The sequence below is a fragment of the Pseudomonas sp. IT-P12 genome (genome assembly GCF_949767465.1).
In the GTDB taxonomy this organism is placed as follows: Bacteria; Pseudomonadota; Gammaproteobacteria; order Pseudomonadales; family Pseudomonadaceae; genus Aquipseudomonas.
Genome location: NZ_CATKPY010000024.1, coordinates 59431 through 77977, shown reverse-complemented (window position 1 = coordinate 77977; position 18547 = coordinate 59431). Strand labels below are relative to the sequence as shown.

Below are 18547 nucleotides of genomic sequence, written 5' to 3'. Positions count from 1 at the left end.
TTTGGGGCGCTACCACCACAGGGGGCCCGTATGCTCACCCTGCTCAATTTGCTTTCTGCCGTCGCCTTGCTGATCTGGGGCACGCACATCGTCCGAACCGGCATTCTGCGGGTCTACGGTTCCAATCTGCGCCATGTGATTGGCCGCAACATGTCCAAGCGCTGGCTGGCCTTTCTCTCCGGGATCGCGGTCACGGCCATGGTCCAGAGCAGCAACGCCACGGCGATGCTCGTCACCTCTTTCGTCGGCCAGGGCCTGATGGCACTGACGCCGGCGCTGGTGACCATGCTCGGCGCCGATGTCGGTACGGCGCTGATGGCGCGGGTGCTGACCTTCGACCTGTCCTGGCTTTCGCCGCTGCTGATCTTCCTCGGGGTGATTTTCTTCCTGTCGCGCAAGCAGACCCGCCTGGGCCAGATGGGCCGCGTGGCGATCGGCCTGGGGCTGATCATTCTGGCGCTGCAACTGATCGTGGAGGCGGCCGACCCCATCACCCACGCCAAGGGGGTGAAGGTGATCTTCGCCTCGCTGACCGGCGACATCCTGCTCGATGCTCTGATGGGCGCACTGTTCGCCATGATCTCCTATTCGAGCCTGGCGGCGGTGCTGCTGACCGCGACCCTGGCCGGGGCCAAGGTGATCAGCCTGCCGGTCGCCCTTGGCCTGGTCATCGGCGCCAATATCGGCAGCGGCGTCCTGGCGTTCCTCAGTACCAGCATGCAGAACCCCGCCGGACGTCAGGTGGCCCTGGGCAGCCTGCTGTACAAGCTGATCGGTCTGTTGCTGATCATCCCCGTGCTCGACCCATTGGTGCACTGGATCGACAGCCTGGATTACAGCCCGCAGGAAATGGTCATCGGTTTCCACCTGCTCTACAACACGGTGCGTTGTCTGATCCTGTTGCCCACGGTGTCGCCGATGGCCCGGTTCTGTGCCTGGGTGCTGCCGGAGACGCCGCAGATCAATGGCACCGCCAAACCCCGGCACCTCGATCCGACCGCGCTGGTCACGCCCAGTCTCGCGCTGGCCAATGCGTCCCGGGAAACCCTGCGCATGGGGGATCTGATCGACCACATGCTCGAGGCCATGCTCGACGTGTTGCAGGGCAAGCAAAGCGCCGTGACCCAGGAAATGCGCCGCCTGAGCGATGATGTGGAAGCGCTGTACAGCGCGATCAAACTCTATCTGGCGCAAATGCCCCGCGAGGACCTCAGCGACCAGGACAGTCGGCGCTGGGCGGAAATCATCGAGTTGGCAATCAACCTCAAACTGGCGAGCGACCTGATCGAACGCATGCTGCGCAAGGTGCAACAGCAGAAAACTTCCCAGCGCCGTTCGTTTTCCGAAGTGGGCCTGGAGGAGTTGGCAGGGCTGCACAGCCAGCTGATCGTCAACCTGCGCCTGGGATTGTCGGTGTTCCTCAGCGCCGACAAGGAAAGCGCCCGTCAGTTGTTGCGCGAGAAACGGCGCTTCCGTGCGCAGGAACGCCGCCTGGCCCACGCGCATGTCAGTCGATTGCAGCGCAAGATCGTGCAAAGTATCGAGACCAGTTCGCTGCACCTGGAAATGATCGCCGACATGAAGCGCCTGAACTCGCTGTTCTGCGGCAGTGCCTATGTGGTGCTGGAAAACTCCGAAACCGGGGCGCTCGTGGTAGACGATTTGGCTGACATCACACATTCGCCTTGAACGTCTGGCACAGTGATCAGTCAGTAGCTTGGGTTCAGCCTGATGGCCCTATCGCGAGCAGGCTCGCTCCCACATGGGTTCTGCGGTGTCCACAATACCCTGTGGGAGCGAGCCTGCTCGCGATTGGGGGCTGACTGACGAAACGGATCTCCGACTGATTTGCCTGGAAGCTCTTTATGCGTTGCCTGCTGTTCGCCTGCCTGTTGCTGGGCTCACTCCCTTCGTTTGCCCTGGACCGCTTCCAGGTCGAGGGCTATACGCTGCCCAACGGCCTGCAATTGCTGCTCAAGCCCGGCAACGAGCGCGGTCACGTGGCGATTCGGCTGGTGGTCGGCGTCGGCCTCGATGATTTCAGCTGTGCCGACAAAGAGTTGCCGCACCTGCTCGAACACCTGCTGTTCAGCGGCATCGACGCCACCGGCGAAGGTGGGCTGGAAGAACGTATGCAGGCGCTGGGCGGTGAATGGAATGCCTACACCAGCAACGCCGACACCACGTTCGTTATCGAGGCCCCGGCGAAAAACCAGCGCAAGGTCCTCGATCTGCTGCTGGCCCTGCTGACCCAGACCCGCATCGACGACAACGCGATCAGCGCCGCCAAGAAAGTGGTCGAGCGCGAGGACGGCGGCCATTACACGCACCTGCAGCGCTGGCTGGACCGGCAGGACCTGGGCCACACGGCGAGCAATCAGCTGGCCGTGGAACTGGGCCTCAAATGCCCGGAGCGGGCCGAAGTCGATCACCTGACCCGCGAGCAACTGGAGGCGGTCCGCAAGGCCTGGTACGCGCCGAACAACATGACGCTGGTCATGGTGGGCGATCTGGAACGCCTGCTGCCGGCCTACCTGGAACGGGCCTGGGGCGCGCTCGAAGCGGTTGATCCGAGCGAACACCCGCCACTGCCGGTGATCCTGGCCAGCGCGGCACATGAACGCACGTTGAGTCGCGGTCTGGTGGGCGACTCGGCCAAATTGCACTGGCTGGTGCCGGAACCGGTGCTGGACGATGTGAACGACGCCACCTTCGACTTGCTCAAGGATTACCTCGACTGGGCGCTCTATCGCCAGTTGCGCCTGGCGCACAGCCTGTCCTACGGCCCTTCCGCCGAGCGCGAGGTGTTTGGCGGTGTGGGCTTCATGAGCCTCAATGCCGACCTGGAACGTGGCGATGTGCCCGAGGCCACGCAGGCACTGGACGCGTTGAAGGCCGGCTTGCTCAAGGATGGCCTCGATGCGGACACCTTCAACCGCCTCAAGCAGGCCGCCATCGCCCGCCAGGCCTGGGCCGTGCAAGGCAACAGCGCGCTGGCCGACTATTACTGGAGTGCACTGGGCAACTATGAAGAGGGTCGATTCGCTGACCCTGCTAGGGAGTTGCAGGGGGTGACGCTGGTGCAGGCGAACAAGGCCATGCGTGAACTGCTGATGCAACCGGGCTACCTGCGGATCGAGAAACCGTTGCTCGGTGACGATTCCTTCCTGGGAACGGTTGGCGCTGTACTGGGCCTTCTGGTGTTGACCCTGCTGGGTTGGCGCTGGCATCGAAGGACGCGCTGAACGGTCGCCGCTGCCACAGGATCGACTCGCCACACCGGCTCCCGGGCGGTAACCTGTCGGGGATTTTTCCCACGACTACTGTGAATCGCCGAATGCCTACCCTGACCTTGTTCGTACAGCGCATCCTCGAATTGATGAAGCGCTACCCAGGGGTCATTGCGCTCGGTGGTTTCATCTCCGGGGTCGCCAGTTTCATGCTGGTGGATCGCCAGCAAGGGCTGGCGACCTGGATCACCGTCATCATGGTGCTCAGCTGGATCTGGCTGATGCTGGAAAACAGCCTCACCCGGCTGTTCACCCGCGTCTTCAAGCGGGAAATCCCCCCGCCTTTACTGCGTTATGCAACGCAGATGATCCACCAGGAAAGCCTGTTCTTTGTCCTGCCGTTCTTTTTCATCACCACCACCTGGAACAGCGGCCAGTTGTTTTTCACCGGGCTGCTGGGCCTCGCCGCGCTGATTTCGATCACCGACCCGCTCTATTACAAATGGCTGGCGCCACGGCGCTGGGCGTTCCTGGCGCTGCACACGCTGACCCTGTTCGCCGCGCTGCTGACCGCCCTGCCCGTCATCCTGCACCTGACCACCTCCCAGAGCTTCAAGCTGGCCCTGGGCACGGCCGTCATCCTGTCGTTCCCGAGCCTGGCGTCGATCTTCCCGATCCGCACGGTGCGCAACGCGCTGGCGATCCTGAGCATCACCGTGGGCATTGGTGGCGTGGGCTGGGTGCTGCGCTCCTGGGTGCCGCCGGCCACGCTGTGGATGACCGACGTGGCGATCAGCACGCAGATGCAGGATCGCACGCCCGGCGACAGCCTGGACGAAGTCAGTGCCGAGCAGATCCGGGGCGGCGGACTCTATGCCTACACGGCGATCAACGCGCCGCGCGGCCTGGACGAGCGGATTTATCACGTCTGGCAATTCAACGGCAAGGAAGTCGACCGCATCGCCCTGGACATCCACGGCGGGCGCAAGGAAGGCTACCGCGCCTGGACCCACAAACAGAACTTCCCGGGCAACCCGGCAGGCAACTGGCAGGTTCGTGTGTTGACCGAGGACGGGCAGTTGATTGGTGTGTTGCGTTTCAAGATCACGGACAGCACACCGACCAAAGAAAAGTAACGTGGTTCGTGCTATTACGTAGCTCTGCGTAACAGCCGAACAAGCACGGAGCTTATGACCAGCAGCATGACACCCGGCAGTGCCCTCCTGGACACCTCGCACACCCCTGCGCAATTGCGGGTGGTGGGCGACTGGACGCTCGCCCATTACGCCGTCCTCAAGGACCTGAGCGAAAAGCTGCGCGGGCAGTACGACCACAACACCCACATCGACCTCAATAGCCTGGGTGCGCTCGACACCGCCGGCGCATCACTGCTGGTGGAACTGCTCGGTTCGGAGCGCCTTGGCCGATCCGCCGAGCACCCCGACTGCACCTTGTCTTCCGCAGACCGTGCGCTGTTGCAGACGGTGTATTGCTCGATGACCGATTTTTGCGTGCCGATCAAGGAACCGGAAATCAGTGTCGGCATTCAACTGCTGACCCGCATCGGCCGTGCGGTGGATGCGGTCTGGCAGGACACCCTGCAGCTGCTGGGCTTCGTCGGCCTGATTCTCGAAACCCTGGTGCGTGGGCTGTTTCGTCCCTGGCGCTGGCGGATCACGCCGATGGTGGCCCACATCGAACAGACCGGTCTGGATGCGGCGCCGATCGTCGCCCTGCTGACGTTCCTGGTGGGCGCGGTGGTGGCGTTCCTTGGTGCAACCGTGCTGGCCAACTTTGGCGCGACGGTCTTCACCGTGGACCTGGTGGCGTTCTCCTTCCTGCGCGAATTCGCCGTGCTGTTGACCGCGATCCTGATGGCCGGCCGTACGGCCAGTGCCTTCACCGCGCAGATCGGCTCGATGAAGGCCAACGAAGAAATCGACGCCATCCGTACCCTGGGCCTGGACCCCATGGAGTTGCTCGTGGTGCCGCGGGTGCTGGCGCTGCTGGTCTCGCTGCCGATGCTGACGTTCCTGGCGATGCTGTCGGGAATCGTCGGCGGTGGCGTGGTGTGTGCGGTGTCTCTGGACATTTCTCCGGCGATGTTCCTGTCGCTGCTGCACTCTGACATTGGTGTGCAGCACTTTCTGGTGGGGATCGTCAAAGCGCCGGTCTTCGCATTCCTCATCGCCGCGATTGGCTGCCTGGAAGGCTTCAAGGTCAGCGGCAGCGCCGAGTCTGTCGGCGCGCACACGACGTCCAGTGTGGTGCAATCGATTTTCGTGGTGATCGTGCTCGATGCCGTGGCCGCGCTGTTTTTCATGGAGATGGGCTGGTGAGTCGTCTACCCCGAGCGCCCTCCGAGGCGGTGATCGAAGTCCGTGGGCTGTGCAATCGCTTCGGCCGGCAGAGCGTGCACGAGAACCTCGACCTGGATTTGTACAAGGGTGAAATCCTCGCCGTGGTCGGTGGTTCCGGCAGCGGCAAATCGGTGTTGCTGCGCAGCATCGTCGGCTTGCGCCAGCCCAGCGAAGGCCTGGTGAAGGTGTTTGGCAAGAACCTGCCGGCCCTGTCCGAGCACGAACGTTCGCTGGTCGAGCGGCGGTTTGGCGTGCTGTTCCAGAAAGGCGCGTTGTTTTCTTCGCTGACCGTCACCGAGAACGTCGCCCTGCCCCTGATCGAGCACGCCGGCCTCAGCCGCGACGATGCCGAGCATCTGGCGGCGGTGAAACTGGCACTGGCCGGCCTGCCGCTGTCCGCTGCGGACAAGTACCCCGCTTCGCTGTCCGGCGGGATGATCAAGCGCGCGGCGCTGGCCCGGGCCCTGGCGCTGGACCCGGACATCCTGTTTCTCGACGAACCGACCGCCGGCCTCGATCCGATTGGCGCGGCGGCCTTCGATCAATTGATCCTCACCCTGCGCGATGCGCTGGGCCTGAGTGTGTTGCTGATTACCCACGACCTCGACACCCTCTACACCATCACCGACCGCGTGGCGGTGCTGGCGCAGAAGAAAGTGCTGGTGGCGGGTGCCATCGATGTCGTCTCGGAAACCGACGACGCGTGGATTCACGAATATTTCCACGGCCCCCGAGGCCGCGCAGCGTTGACCGCTGCTCAACAGTTGAAAGAGGTCTGACATGGAAACCCGAGCCCATCATGTGTTGATCGGCCTGTTCACGGTGATCGTGGTGGCAGGTGCCCTGCTCTTCGGTCTGTGGCTGGCCAAATCCAGTGTCGACACCGAGTTCAAGGACTATGAGGTGGTCTTCAACGAGGCGGTCAGCGGCCTGTCCAAGGGCAGCTCGGTGCAGTACAGCGGAATCAAGGTCGGCGACGTGGTGGCCTTGCGCCTGGACCCGAAAGACCCGCGTCGGGTGCTGGCACGGATTCGCCTGGGCGGCGATACCCCGATCAAGGAAGACACACAGGCCAAGCTGGCGCTGACCGGGGTCACCGGCACGTCGATCATCCAGCTCAGCGGCGGTACTCCGCAGAGCCCTGCGCTCAAGGGCAAGGACGGCGAGCTGCCGACCATCGTCGCCTCGCCCTCGCCCATCGCGCGCCTGCTCAATGACAGCAACGACCTGATGAGCGGCGTGAACATGCTGATGCACAACGCCAACCTGCTGTTCTCCAGTGAAAACGTCGAACGCATCGGCAAGACCCTGGAACATCTGGAACAAACCACCGGCACCATTGCCGAGCAGCGCGGCGACATCCGCCAGGCCATGCAGCAACTGGCGTCGGTCGGCAAGCAGGCCAGTGTCATGCTGGAACAGACATCGACGCTGATGCGCAATGCCAATGGCATGCTCAACACCCAGGGCAAGCAGATGTTCGGCAGCGCCGAGCAGGCCATGAAGTCGCTGGAACAGAGCAGCGCGACCATCAATAAATTGCTCAGCAGCAATCAGGATTCACTCAACAACGGCATGCAGGGCCTCAATGGCCTGGCGCCTGCGGTGCGGGAATTGCGTGACACCCTCACGTCGCTGCGGGCCATCTCCCAGCGCCTGGAAGCCAACCCGAGCGGTTACCTCCTGGGCACTGACAAGAACAAGGAGTTCACGCCATGAAGTTGAGCCACATTGCCCTCCTCGGCGCCCTGGCGTTGGCCAGCGCCTGCTCGATCCTGCCCAAGGCCGAACCGGCCGATGTGTATCGGTTGCCCTCGTCCCAGAGCAGCGCAGTCGCCGGCCACGGCACTGCGCAACCCTGGTCGCTGCGCCTGACCAAGCCGCAGGCCAGCGAGGCGTTGAACAGTCGCAACATTGCGGTGATCCCCCAGGGCGACCTGATCAGCAGCTACAAGGCATCCCGCTGGAGCGACCCGGCCCCGGAGCTGCTGCGCAATCGTCTGCTCGATGGGTTTCAGCATGACGGCCGGGTGTCGTTGTTGAGCACCGACGACAGCAACTTCCAGGCCGACCTGGAGCTGGGCGGTACACTGCAAGCCTTCCAGACCGAGTATCAGGGCACGACGGCCAGCGTGGTGGTGCGCTTGGATGCATTGCTGGTGCGCGGCTTCGACCAGCGCATCCTTGCCAGCCGCCGCTTCGAAGTGCGTCAGCCGCTGCACGACGTGAACGTGCCATCGGTGGTCACCGGGTTTGGCCAGGCGAGTGATCAACTGACAGCGCAAGTGGTGGGCTGGGCGGTGGAGCAAGGGCGCAAGGTTGCGCCAGCGCGACCGTGAAACCCTGCAGAGATCAATGTGGGAGCGGGCTTGCTCCCACAGGGATTCGGGTTAGCCGAAGAACCAGTAGCAAACCCCGATGGCGCCGAGCACCCCGGCCAGCTCCGCCAGCAACGCGCACCCCACTGCATGCCTGGCGCGCTGAATCCCCACCGCGCCGAAATACACCGCCAGCACATAGAAGGTCGTCTCGGTGCTGCCCTGAATCGTCGCTGCGACCAGCGCCGGGAAGCTGTCCACGCCTGAGGTCTTCATGGTTTCGATCAGCATGGCCCGGGCAGCGCTGCCGGAAAATGGCTTGACCATGGCCGTCGGCAGCGCGTCGACGAAACGCGTGTCCCAACCGGCCCATTCCACCAGGTGGCGAATGCCGTCGAGGCCGAAGTCCAGCGCCCCGGAAGCACGCAGTACGCCTACCGCACATAGCATCGCCACCAGATAGGGCAGCAGGTTCTTCGCCACGTCGAAGCCTTCTTTCGCGCCTTCGACGAACGCTTCGTAGACCTTGACCTTGCGCAGTGCACCGATGAGCAGAAACAGCATGATCAGCCCGAACAACGTGAGGTTGCCAAGGATCGACGACAGGCCCGCCAGCGCGGCGGCCGACATCGTTCCCAGCAGCGCCATGAAGCCGCCCAGCATGAGCGCGCCGGGAATCAGGTAGGCCAGCACCACCGGATCCCACACCCGCAGGCGTTGCATGAAGGCCACGGCCAGGAAGCCGACGATGGTCGAGCAACTGGTGGCCAGCAGGATCGGCAGGAACACCAGCGTCGGGTCAGGCGCCCCTTGTTGCGCGCGGTACATGAAGATGGTGACCGGCAGCAGGGTCAGGGAAGAGGCGTTGAGCACCAGAAACAGAATCTGCGCGTTGCTGGCGATGGTGGCGCTGGGATTGAGCTCCTGCAGCGCCTTCATGGCCTTGAGGCCAATCGGCGTGGCGGCGTTGTCCAGACCCAGGCCGTTGGCGGCGAAGTTCAGGGTGATCAGGCCAATCGCCGGGTGGCCGGGCGGCACTTCCGGCATCAAACGCAGGAACAAGGGGCCCAGCGCCTTGGCCAGCCATTCGACGATCCCGGCTTTCTCGGCGATCCGCAGGAAGCCCAGCCAGAGGGTGAGGGTGCCGAACAACAACACCATGACCTCGACCGACAACTTGGCCATGGCGAAAATGCTCTCCACCATCGCCGCAAAGATCCCGGCGTTGCCACCGATCAGCCACTGCGCCAGCGCCGACACGGCCGCCACGATGAAGAAGCCAAGCCACAGGCCATTAAGCATCAGTCAATCCCCCCAAAGATGCGCGAATGATAGCGGGGTGGCCAGAAACGACAAACCCCGGATTGCTCCGGGGTTTGTCAGCGCGATGTACACCGATCATTGTGGCAACGAGCCAGCCCGCGAGGAGCGCATTCGATTGATGCGCCGCTGTCGCGAACAGGCTCGTATGGATCAATTGCCGGCGGTTTCGCCCATTGGCAATTTTTCCTTGCTGCGCCAGTGCGGCAGGGAGTTCCAGTAGCGCTGGCCCTTGGCGTCGTCGTACATGCCTTCCCAGCGCGCGATGACCAGCACGGCCAGGGCGTTGCCGATCACGTTCAGGGCGGTACGCGCCATGTCCATGATGCGGTCGACACCGGCGATGAACGCCAGGCCTTCGAGCGGGATGCCGACGCTGCCCAGGGTCGCCAGCAGCACCACGAAGGACACACCCGGAACGCCGGCGATGCCTTTGGAGGTGACCATCAGCGTCAGCACCAGCAGCAGTTGCTGGCTGATCGACAGGTCGATGCCGTAGAGCTGGGCAATGAAGATGGCAGCGATGCTCTGGTACAGGGTCGAACCGTCGAGGTTGAACGAGTAACCGGTCGGCACCACGAAGCTGCAGATGGCTTTCGGCGCACCGTAGGCTTCCATCTTCTCGATCACGCGCGGCAGCACGGTTTCAGAGGAGGCGGTGGAGTAGGCCAGCACCAGCTCATCCTTGAAGATGCGCATCAGCTTGATCACCGAGAAGCCGAACAGGCGAGCGATCAGGCCCAGGACCACGAAGGCGAAGAAGATGATCGCGACGTAAACCAGGATCACCAGCTTCGCCAGCGGCAGCAGCGAAGCGAAACCGAAGTTGGCCACGGTGACCGCGATCAGTGCGAAAACCCCGATCGGGGCGTAGTTCATGATCATGTGGGTGACCTTGAACATGCTTTCCGACACGCCCTGGAACATCGTGACCAGCGGATCGCGCAGTTCCGGCTTGAGGCTCGACAAGCCGAGACCGAACAGCACCGAGAAGAAAATGATCGGCAGCATCTCGCCGCGGGCCATGGCCGCGAAGATGTTGGACGGGATCAGGTTGAGGATGGTTTCGATGAACGCATGTTCATGCTGCACTTCGGCGGCGGTCGCCTGGTACTTGGAAATGTCCACCGTGCCCAGGGTGCTCATGTCGATACCGGCGCCCGGGTGGAACAGGTTGGCCAGCAGCAGGCCGACCACGATGGCGATGGTGGTGACGATCTCGAAGTAGACGATGGTTTTCAGGCCGATGCTGCCGAGTTTCTTCGCATCGCCGACACCGGCGATCCCGACGATCAGCGAGGAAATGACGATCGGGATCACGATCATCTTGATCAGACGGATAAAGATATCGCCCGCCGGTTGCAGGACGTTGCTGATCCACCAGGCCTTTTCGGCACTGAAATGGTTGAGCAGCGCACCGATTGCAATCCCCAACACCAGACCGATGAGGATCTGCCAGGCGAGGCTGAGCTTTGCCTTCTTCATATCTTTACCCTTACTTCAGTTTGACTCGGGCTGATGCGCAAACTGGACCGCTCGTGGCGAAAAAGTCGTGTGCATCCGCCCCCGTATAAGGTGCCCCGGAGCGTTTTTATGGCTCTCTGGCAGCTGAAAAAAGGCGCAACTATTCCGATGCGGGGATGCGGCGTCTAATGCCGTAAACGACTACCCCATGCCGAATCGGCATGAGGTTTATGTGCCAAAAGCGACGTCGCAAATGGTTCGAAGGTGACATTTCGGTTAATGAAGTGCCGTGAACCGGTCATCTCCGACGAGATTGGATGTTTTTTGATCAGTTGGGTAAAGGGTTTTTCGAGGAATAATCCGACAGCGAGTCGCGACAAAACGCCGCAAAACAAGGTGTGTTTTTCTCGATGTACGGTCACGCGTCAGAGGCTGGAAAACCAGTTTCCGACAGAGGATTGGAACGGAGAGGGTAATGCAGCTAAATCGAACGGGTTGCCTTGCTGGCAGGCGAGTGACCCTTCAAGCTCTTCGCAAGCCCGTCGTGCCATGAGCGGACGACGAACTTGCGTAGCAGCTTTTTCCTGACCCGGCCCTTGCGCAGGCACTCCCTGTACCCGTAGGTCACTCCGCCCCTGAAACAGGCAGAACGTCCCGGCCCCCTGGTCATGCGTCGGCCTTCCTCAGGCGGCGCAGCAGAGAGAAGCAATGCTGCTTCTTTCATGTGACAAATTCAGTACCAGTTCGGGTCTTTCTTCAGTTGCTCCATCAACAGGTCCTGCATGCCCTGGTCAGGTTTGCCGAGGAAGCGGTAATCGGCATGTCGCGTCGGGGACTTGTCGGCCGGCAGTCCTGCAGGCACCTGGACCAGCATGGCATAGGCGTCCTTTTTGTCGAAGCTGACGGCCACGATCAGGCGATTGCTCTGGCAAGTGCTGCTGGATTCGCAGAGCGGACCCACCAGGTATTTATCGCCGTCCTCTTCCACTGCATTCATTTGCTCGGCGTTACCGGACAGGTTCATCACCCATTCCGGCAGGCGTTCTTCCTTTTCCACCACGCTTTGCCAAGTGTCGTGAAACTGCGGGTCCGCGCTCAGCAACTCGTTGACCCGCGTCTGGCCATCATTGGCTGCCATCGCGAAGGCGCTGCCGCCCAGAAGCAGGGCGGCTGCCAGCGTTTTGAGTGAAACGTTCATCGTCAACCCCGGCCACGACGGCCAAAGAAGAACGAAGCAATGAACATCACCAGGAACACGACAAACAGAATCTTGGCGATACCCGTGGCGGTGCCCGCGATACCACCGAAGCCCAGTACTGCAGCGATGATGGCAATGATCAGGAATGTGATTGCCCAGCTCAACATGGTGATTCTCCTTACGCTTCTATTTAAAGGTACTGCGGTGATGCAGTTTTCGGCGCAGAGGTGCGCCAAGTTCGTTTGTCAGAACACCCAGCGCTCCTGCGGTGGCATCTCATCCAGAGGCTGAGCCTGATCGACGTCCATCATGCGCATGGGAGCGCTGTCGGCAGGGGTGCTGTGCACGGCGCTGAAGTGGGTCTGGACCGGATACTGAAACGACACGCGTGGCGCTTCTGGCTGCTGGCTCTGCGTCCAGCGCTGGAACTGCTGGCCGCCGATCAGGGTGATCAGCAGCGCCAGGACCGCGAACAGGCCCTGCTGGATATGCAGTGGCGAGATACGCAATTGGGCGGCACGTTGGCGATTCATCCTGAAGCTCCTCCCACACGGTGGTGATTGTTATTTGGGGGGCGTTCGGTTTGCCCCGGATACAACGACTATTGCAGTCGGCATGCCACTTTTTTTGAATGAAAAAATTCAATTAAATCAATGAGTTAAAAATGATAAAAACCGAGGGTCGGACGCATCCTGCACGATGACCTATTGAGGGTCGTGCGAAATGCACGATAATTTCGTAGGAGCTTTCTCGTTTTTTTTGAATTGCGCAGAGGACGCCGATGTCTGAAAGGAAGGCGGATCAGCCTGAAATTCAGCTAGACGATAAAAAAACAACAGAATCAGGCGATTAGCCTTGGCGTGAGTAGATAGTTACTCCGTTGTGGCCGGAATCGGCCAGAATCAACCATGCAACTTGCCCGATTTTTCTGGGACTAACCAAGATCATTCTTTAAGGAGCGTAGGAAAATGGAATCTGCCACCGAGCATCAGGGCCGCATTCTGCTGGTGGACGACGAGTCCGCCATCCTGCGAACGTTCCGGTATTGCCTCGAAGACGAGGGCTACAGCGTCGCCACTGCCAATAGCGCGGCGCAGGCTGACGCGTTGCTGCAACGCCAGGTATTTGACCTGTGTTTCCTCGACCTGCGCCTCGGTGAGGACAACGGCCTCGATGTGCTGGCGCAAATGCGCATCCAGGCCCCGTGGATGCGGGTGGTGATCGTCACGGCGCACTCGGCCGTGGACACCGCAGTCGACGCGATTCAGGCGGGCGCTGCGGACTACCTGGTCAAACCGTGCAGCCCCGATCAGCTGCGCCTGGCGACCGCCAAGCAACTGGAAGTGCGGCAGCTGTCGGCGCGCCTCGAAGCGCTGGAGGGTGAAGTCCGCAAACCCAAGGATGGCCTGGATTCCCACAGCCCGGCCATGAAAGTGGTGCTCGAGACGGCCCGCCAGGTGGCCAGCACCGATGCCAACATTCTGATTCTTGGCGAGTCCGGCACCGGCAAGGGTGAACTGTCCCAGGCCATTCACGGGTGGAGCAAACGGGCGAAGAAATCCTGCGTCACCATCAACTGTCCGTCACTGACGGCCGAATTGATGGAAAGCGAACTCTTCGGACACAGCCGTGGCGCCTTTACCGGTGCCAGCGAAAGCACCCTGGGGCGTGTCAATCAGGCCGACGGCGGGACGCTGTTTCTTGATGAGATCGGCGATTTTCCCCTGACGTTGCAACCCAAGTTGCTGCGTTTTATCCAGGACAAGGAATATGAGCGGGTCGGTGATCCGGTCACGCGTCGCGCCGATGTGCGCATTCTGGCGGCCACCAACCTCAACCTTGAGGACATGGTGCGTGATGGGCGTTTCCGTGAGGACTTGCTGTATCGCCTGAACGTCATCACCTTGCACCTGCCTCCGTTGCGTGAGCGCCGGGAGGACATTCTGAACCTGGCAGATCGTTTCCTGGCGCGCTTCGTCAAGGAGTATGCGCGTCCGGCACGAGGTTTCAGTGACGAGGCCCGTGAAGCGTTGCTGAGCTATCGCTGGCCGGGGAACATCCGGGAGCTGCGTAACGTGGTGGAGCGGGCGAGCATCATCTGCCCGCAGGAGCGTGTCGAGATCAGTCACCTGGGCATGGCCGAGACCCCGGTCAACAACGCGCCGCGCATTGGCGCTGCACTGAGCCTGGATGAACTGGAGAAGGCCCACATCGGCGCTGTGCTCGCCACCGCCGGTACCTTGGACCAGGCCGCCAGGACGCTGGGAATCGATGCATCGACGCTGTACCGCAAGCGCAAGCAGTACAACCTGTGAGTAAGTGTCGATGAAACTGGCGATGAAGTTGCGTACTCGGCTGTTCCTGAGTATTTCCGCACTGATCACCGTCGCGCTGCTGGGTCTGTTGCTCGGGCTGGTCAGCGTGATGCAGATGGCTGGAACCCAGGAAGCGTTGGTGCGGGACAACTTTGTCACCCTGGACCTGGGCCTGAAATTGCGTCAGACCCTGGGCGACCAGCTGATTCTACTGATGGGCGACAAGCCCGACCCCGTGGCATTCGAAGCGTCCAAGCAGCGCTATTTTCAACTGCTGGAGGAGGGCATCGCCCATGATCAGGGTGGAGGGCGCCAGTATGGTTTCCAGCAGGCCAAGAACGATTACCTGGATTTTCTCCAGGCCTTGGGTCGGTCGAGCGATCCATCCCATGTATTGAGTGGCAACGAAGACCTCACCGGAAAATTCAACGTGCTGCGCAACGGGCTGATCACCGAGCACAAGCACGCGCTGGAGAACATCAATGACATGCAGCGCCATGCCCGGGAGCGGGCGCTGTTGATTGCCGGGCTGATCGGTCTGGTGGGCCTGGCGGTGTTGATCATCGGCTTCGTCACCGCGCAGGCCATCGCCCGGCGTTTCGGTGCGCCCATCGAAGCCCTGGCCAAGGCCGCCGACAATATTGGCCAAGGCAACTTCGAGGTGACGCTGCCCGTGACCTCGGCGGTCGAGATCAATCTACTGACCAAGCGCTTCGGCCTCATGGCCGAGGCACTGCGTCAGCACCAGGCTACCAATGTCGACGAGCTGCTTGCCGGTCAGCAACGGTTGCAGGCGGTGCTCGACAGTATCGACGACGGCCTGTTGATGATCGATCGCGATGGCCATCTCGAACACCTCAACCCCGTGGCACAGCGTCAGTTGGGTTGGGATCTCGAGTGCCTGGGCAAAGGTCTCGGCGCGGCGCTCGGCCGCCCGGAGCTGGACCAGCAACTGCAACTGGTGCTGCGCGGCGGCATGCTGGAGCGGGTGCCTGAGGATTTGAGTATCGAGGTCGATGGCGAGTCGCGTGTGCTGACGTACAGCCTGACGCCGGTCAGTCATACCCAGGGGCATATCCTGGGCGCTGTGATGGTGCTGCATGACGTCACGGAGCAGCGCGCCTTCGAGCGGGTGCGCAGCGAATTTGTCTTGCGGGCATCCCATGAATTGCGCACGCCGGTGACCGGGATGCACATGGCGTTCGGGCTGTTTCGCGAACGTGCACATTTCCCTGCGGACTCGCGGGAAGCGGATCTGCTGGACACCGTAAACGAAGAAATGCAGCGTCTGATGCAGCTGATCAACGATCTGTTGAATTTCTCCCGTTATCAGAACGGCCTGCAGAAACTCACGTTGGCACCGTGTTCCATCGAGGACCTTCTGGAGCAGGCCCGCTCGCGGTTTGCCGACGCGGCGCAAGCGAAGGGTATCGACCTGCAGGTGGAACTGCAGGGGCCGTTGCCCTGGTTGCAGGCCGACCAGTCGCAGCTGGACCGGGTGTTGGACAACCTGATCGACAACGCCTTGCGCCACACCGGGGTCGACGGCCAGATCCGCCTGCAGGCTCGACGGCATGCCGAGCGAGTGATCATCAGCGTCGAAGACAATGGCGAAGGCATCGCCTATGGCCAGCAGGGGCGGATTTTCGAGCCGTTCGTGCAGGTCGGGCGCAAGAAAGGGGGCGCAGGGCTTGGCCTGGCGCTGTGCAAGGAGATCGTGCAGTTGCACGGTGGGCGGATGGGGGTTTATTCGCGGCCGGGGCAGGGCACACAGTTCTATATGGCGCTGACGGTATGAGGCGCTTCAGGCTTCGTCGTCGATGCGCCGGGCGGCCAATCGTCGACCGCGGGTAATCAATTCGATGAACTGGACGGCGCTCAGTGCATGGGCGAACAACCAGCCCTGACCGAACTTCACCCCTTCACTGCTCAGGAAAGCGGCCTGGGCTTCATGTTCGATGCCCTCGGCAATCACCTTGAGCTGCAGAGCCTGGGCCATGTGGATGATGTGTGGCGCCACGCCGCTGCTGGCCGCGTCATGCCCCAGCGCATCGATGAACGCCTTGTCGATTTTCAGGCAGTCCACCGGCAGGGTCTGCAGGTACGCAAGGCTGCAATAACCGGTGCCAAAGTCGTCGATCAGCACCTGGTGCCCGACATCGCGCAACGCCTGGAGATTGCCCCGGGCCACCTCCACATCGATCAGGCCGCGCTCGGTGACTTCAAAGGCGATCTGCCTGGCTGCCACGCGGTGCAGGGTCAACAGCCGCGCCATGACCTGGCCGATGCGCGGCACCATCACATCGCAGGCCGCCAGATTGACCGAGATATACAGCTGCGGATTGGCCCGCAGCAAATGGCCCAGTTGCTCAAGCAGGCGTTGCAGGACGAAATCGGTCATCTGGCGGATCTGCCCGGTGTTCTCGGCCATGGGAATGAACAGGTCGGGGCTGGTCAGGGTGCCGTCGGGCCGGCGCCAGCGCAGCAACGCTTCGGCGCCGACGCAGTGGCGGTTGTCGAGGTTGAAGATGGGTTGATACAACACCTGCAACTCCCCGCGTCGTATGGCGCCGGCGAGCTCGGCATCCAGCGACTGGCGCTGGCGCACCAGCAGAAACACCATGAACCCCACAAACAGCCCGGCTATCAGGCTGGCCGGCCCCAGCCACCACCACGCGGTGGGTACATGCCGGCCGGTGCGCGGGGTGATCAGCACCCATTGGTATTCGGGGCTGTCGGTGGGCATGCGATAAATGAGACGGGTCTGGGTCACTTGCAGGGCATCGCGACTGTCCGGTGGCCAGGCTTCGGTGGGAGGCCAGGCCTGCGCCGTGCCCAGGACCGGAATGGCTCGCTTGCCGTGATCCAGCACCACCAGAAGGCTGCTGCCCGGCGACAGGTCGACCATGTCGGTCAGGTGCCCGCGGGACGTTGCGACGCGAAAGTTGCCACGCCCGAGCATCAGCGCCGCGCGGTTTTCATCGGGTTCGGTGGAGGTGTTCAGCCAATAGCTGTAGGCCGGGTCCTTGATGTCCGGGGGACGCACCATCGACGGGCCTTCCTGGCGCGGACGGTTGGAGCAGAGCCGCGAACCGTCCATGAACGCAGCTTCGTAGACGAAACGGTAGTTGAACGTGACCTGTTGCAGGGTAGCGATCATTTCGTCGCTGCACATGCGCAGCGGCTGGGCTTCAAGGTCATCCAGGCTTTCGCGCAATTGCCCGAACAGTTGCTCCAGGCGCGCCAGAAAGCGCTCGCCCTGCGCGTTCATTTCAAGGCTTTCGTTCTGCTCGATCTGATTCAGCGCCACGAACATGCTGCCCGTCATCAGTAATATTGTGCTCAGGACAGCAGCCAGCGTCGCCAATAACCAGGGGCGATAAAACCAGCTACGTAGCGTCTCTCGAACAGCAGGCATATTGGTATATCCGAAGAATTACCAATGAGTTATAGCTGCTGATTGAGAAAAAGCGCTGACCGTCGGGCGGGCGTCATTATTTTGTCTGATTCAGCACCTGGAGAAGCGCCGCCGTTTGCGCGTCGGGCAGGCCGTCGAAGCGTGACGGACGGAAATGCATCTGGAAGGCAGCGATCACATGATGGGTCGCGACATCCAGCTCGCCGGTTTGTGGCGTGGCATAGCCCAGGCGAGCCAACTGACCCTGGAACCAACTGATGCTCGGCAGTTGTGCGTCGAATTGCGCTTGCTGGCGCGCCACCGCCTGCTCGTTCGGCCAGACGCCCAGACCTTCGGCCGCCAGGCGTTTCCAGGGAAACAGGGGGCCGGGGTCGAGTTTGCGCAATGGCGCGATGTCGCTATGGCCAATGATGCTGCGTGGGTTGATGGCGTAACGTTGGCTGATGTCCTTGAGCAGAACGATCAGCGACTGCACCTGGGCTTCGCTGTAGGGATACCAGAGGCGCTTGCCATCCGGCATCTCCTTGAATCCGGGGTTGACGATCTCGATGCCGATGGAGCTGGAGTTGAGCCACGTGCGGCCCTGCCACTCGCTTTCGCCCGCATGCCATGCCCGCAGGCTTTCATCCATCAACTTGTAGATGGTTGCGTCCTTGTCGTCGCCGATCAGGTAATGGCTGCTGACTTCGCCGTGGGTCAGCAGTTGAAGTGAACGTTCCAGGGACGCAGAGGTGTAATGCACCACCACGAACTGAATGCGGCTGTCGTGATTGGCGGAAGGGTGGCTGGTGTCGAACCGGGGGCCACTGGTGCACCCGGCCAACAGGATCAACGACACGATGAGAGCAAGAAATTTCATGGCAAGAGGCAACGCGCAAGACAGTAATGCAACAGTGTAACGTACTGTCTTGCGCCGTGACCGCC

General features: G+C 61.8%; 16 protein-coding genes. 9 read left to right on the top strand and 7 right to left on the bottom strand.

Translation table 11 applies throughout. The annotated features are described in order from the left end of the window. Nucleotides 1-30 precede the first annotated feature (30 nt). The 7 genes from ACM6IM_RS21260 (at nucleotide 31) to ACM6IM_RS21230 (ending at nucleotide 7929) form a co-directional block, all read left to right on the top strand. The gene (locus ACM6IM_RS21260) at nucleotides 31-1689 is read left to right on the top strand and encodes a Na/Pi cotransporter family protein (protein WP_201191229.1); all 1659 of its coding nucleotides are present in this window, start codon (nucleotides 31-33) and stop codon (nucleotides 1687-1689) included. 176 nt (nucleotides 1690-1865) lie between these two features. Then, entirely contained in the window at nucleotides 1866-3245 is a 1380-nt protein-coding gene (locus ACM6IM_RS21255; RefSeq protein ID WP_414866237.1) for a M16 family metallopeptidase, read from the top strand. Between the two features lie 92 nt (nucleotides 3246-3337). Then, nucleotides 3338-4366: a DUF5924 family protein gene (locus ACM6IM_RS21250; RefSeq protein WP_192307287.1), complete on the top strand. Its 1029-nt coding sequence runs from the start codon at nucleotides 3338-3340 to the stop codon at nucleotides 4364-4366. Between the two features lie 54 nt (nucleotides 4367-4420). Continuing rightward, entirely contained in the window at nucleotides 4421-5569 is a 1149-nt protein-coding gene (locus ACM6IM_RS21245) for an MlaE family lipid ABC transporter permease subunit (RefSeq protein WP_414866236.1), read from the top strand. Then, entirely contained in the window at nucleotides 5566-6369 is an 804-nt protein-coding gene (locus ACM6IM_RS21240; RefSeq protein ID WP_192307289.1) for an ABC transporter ATP-binding protein, read from the top strand. Before ACM6IM_RS21245 ends, ACM6IM_RS21240 begins: the two co-directional genes overlap by 4 nt. Nucleotide 6370: 1 nt before the next feature. Next, a complete protein-coding gene (locus ACM6IM_RS21235) occupies nucleotides 6371-7309 on the top strand; it encodes an MlaD family protein (RefSeq protein ID WP_414866235.1) in 939 nt (312 codons plus the stop codon). Beyond that, nucleotides 7306-7929: an ABC-type transport auxiliary lipoprotein family protein gene (locus ACM6IM_RS21230; RefSeq protein ID WP_414866234.1), complete on the top strand. Its 624-nt coding sequence runs from the start codon at nucleotides 7306-7308 to the stop codon at nucleotides 7927-7929. The genes ACM6IM_RS21235 and ACM6IM_RS21230 overlap by 4 nt, the downstream gene beginning before the upstream one ends. 51 nt (nucleotides 7930-7980) lie before the next feature. Here ACM6IM_RS21230 and ACM6IM_RS21225 read toward each other — a convergent pair whose 3' ends face one another. From ACM6IM_RS21225 to ACM6IM_RS21205, 5 genes are all read right to left on the bottom strand, one after another. Further along, a complete protein-coding gene (locus tag ACM6IM_RS21225) occupies nucleotides 7981-9210 on the bottom strand; it encodes a nucleoside recognition domain-containing protein (RefSeq protein WP_414866233.1) in 1230 nt (409 codons plus the stop codon). Nucleotides 9211-9381: 171 nt separating this feature from the next. After that, a complete protein-coding gene (gene gltP / locus ACM6IM_RS21220) occupies nucleotides 9382-10713 on the bottom strand; it encodes a glutamate/aspartate:proton symporter GltP (protein ID WP_414866232.1) in 1332 nt (443 codons plus the stop codon). 712 nt (nucleotides 10714-11425) lie between these two features. Continuing rightward, nucleotides 11426-11890, bottom strand: a complete 465-nt coding sequence (locus ACM6IM_RS21215; RefSeq protein ID WP_201191222.1) for an inhibitor of vertebrate lysozyme family protein — start codon at nucleotides 11888-11890, stop codon at nucleotides 11426-11428. Nucleotides 11891-11892: 2 nt separating this feature from the next. Further along, the gene (locus ACM6IM_RS21210) at nucleotides 11893-12057 is read right to left on the bottom strand and encodes a DUF1328 domain-containing protein (RefSeq protein ID WP_003177151.1); all 165 of its coding nucleotides are present in this window, start codon (nucleotides 12055-12057) and stop codon (nucleotides 11893-11895) included. 78 nt (nucleotides 12058-12135) lie between these two features. After that, entirely contained in the window at nucleotides 12136-12423 is a 288-nt protein-coding gene (locus tag ACM6IM_RS21205; RefSeq protein WP_192307295.1) for a hypothetical protein, read from the bottom strand. A 435-nt stretch (nucleotides 12424-12858) separates the two neighbouring features. On the opposite strand from ACM6IM_RS21205, the gene algB reads away from it, so the two are divergent. Further along, on the top strand, nucleotides 12859-14205 hold the full coding sequence (algB, locus tag ACM6IM_RS21200) for a sigma-54-dependent response regulator transcription factor AlgB (protein WP_201191218.1): 1347 nt from the start codon (nucleotides 12859-12861) through the stop codon (nucleotides 14203-14205). 10 nt (nucleotides 14206-14215) lie between these two features. Beyond that, nucleotides 14216-16003 (top strand): KinB sensor domain-containing domain, encoded by a 1788-nt coding sequence (locus ACM6IM_RS21195; RefSeq protein WP_414866231.1) that lies wholly within the window; start codon nucleotides 14216-14218, stop codon nucleotides 16001-16003. 6 nt (nucleotides 16004-16009) lie between these two features. Here ACM6IM_RS21195 and ACM6IM_RS21190 read toward each other — a convergent pair whose 3' ends face one another. Then, the gene (locus ACM6IM_RS21190; protein ID WP_414866230.1) at nucleotides 16010-17623 is read right to left on the bottom strand and encodes an EAL domain-containing protein; all 1614 of its coding nucleotides are present in this window, start codon (nucleotides 17621-17623) and stop codon (nucleotides 16010-16012) included. A 76-nt stretch (nucleotides 17624-17699) separates the two neighbouring features. Further along, entirely contained in the window at nucleotides 17700-18482 is a 783-nt protein-coding gene (locus tag ACM6IM_RS21185) for an N-acetylmuramoyl-L-alanine amidase (RefSeq protein ID WP_414866229.1), read from the bottom strand. Nucleotides 18483-18547 lie beyond the last annotated feature (65 nt).

What these genes read in the sequence shown, in the direction of transcription:
- ACM6IM_RS21195 (WP_414866231.1), top strand. Translation starts at nt 14,216, where the DNA reads ATGAAACTGGCGATGAAGTTGCGTACTCGGCTGTTCCTGAGTATTTCC.
- ACM6IM_RS21225 (WP_414866233.1), bottom strand. Translation starts at nt 9,210, where the DNA reads ATGCTTAATGGCCTGTGGCTTGGCTTCTTCATCGTGGCGGCCGTGTCG.
- ACM6IM_RS21205 (WP_192307295.1), bottom strand. Translation starts at nt 12,423, where the DNA reads ATGAATCGCCAACGTGCCGCCCAATTGCGTATCTCGCCACTGCATATC.
- ACM6IM_RS21210 (WP_003177151.1), bottom strand. Translation starts at nt 12,057, where the DNA reads ATGTTGAGCTGGGCAATCACATTCCTGATCATTGCCATCATCGCTGCA.
- ACM6IM_RS21190 (WP_414866230.1), bottom strand. Translation starts at nt 17,623, where the DNA reads ATGCCTGCTGTTCGAGAGACGCTACGTAGCTGGTTTTATCGCCCCTGG.
- ACM6IM_RS21230 (WP_414866234.1), top strand. Translation starts at nt 7,306, where the DNA reads ATGAAGTTGAGCCACATTGCCCTCCTCGGCGCCCTGGCGTTGGCCAGC.
- ACM6IM_RS21255 (WP_414866237.1), top strand. Translation starts at nt 1,866, where the DNA reads ATGCGTTGCCTGCTGTTCGCCTGCCTGTTGCTGGGCTCACTCCCTTCG.
- ACM6IM_RS21245 (WP_414866236.1), top strand. Translation starts at nt 4,421, where the DNA reads ATGACCAGCAGCATGACACCCGGCAGTGCCCTCCTGGACACCTCGCAC.
- ACM6IM_RS21215 (WP_201191222.1), bottom strand. Translation starts at nt 11,890, where the DNA reads ATGAACGTTTCACTCAAAACGCTGGCAGCCGCCCTGCTTCTGGGCGGC.
- ACM6IM_RS21185 (WP_414866229.1), bottom strand. Translation starts at nt 18,482, where the DNA reads ATGAAATTTCTTGCTCTCATCGTGTCGTTGATCCTGTTGGCCGGGTGC.
- ACM6IM_RS21250 (WP_192307287.1), top strand. Translation starts at nt 3,338, where the DNA reads ATGCCTACCCTGACCTTGTTCGTACAGCGCATCCTCGAATTGATGAAG.
- ACM6IM_RS21260 (WP_201191229.1), top strand. Translation starts at nt 31, where the DNA reads ATGCTCACCCTGCTCAATTTGCTTTCTGCCGTCGCCTTGCTGATCTGG.
- ACM6IM_RS21235 (WP_414866235.1), top strand. Translation starts at nt 6,371, where the DNA reads ATGGAAACCCGAGCCCATCATGTGTTGATCGGCCTGTTCACGGTGATC.
- gltP (WP_414866232.1), bottom strand. Translation starts at nt 10,713, where the DNA reads ATGAAGAAGGCAAAGCTCAGCCTCGCCTGGCAGATCCTCATCGGTCTG.
- algB (WP_201191218.1), top strand. Translation starts at nt 12,859, where the DNA reads ATGGAATCTGCCACCGAGCATCAGGGCCGCATTCTGCTGGTGGACGAC.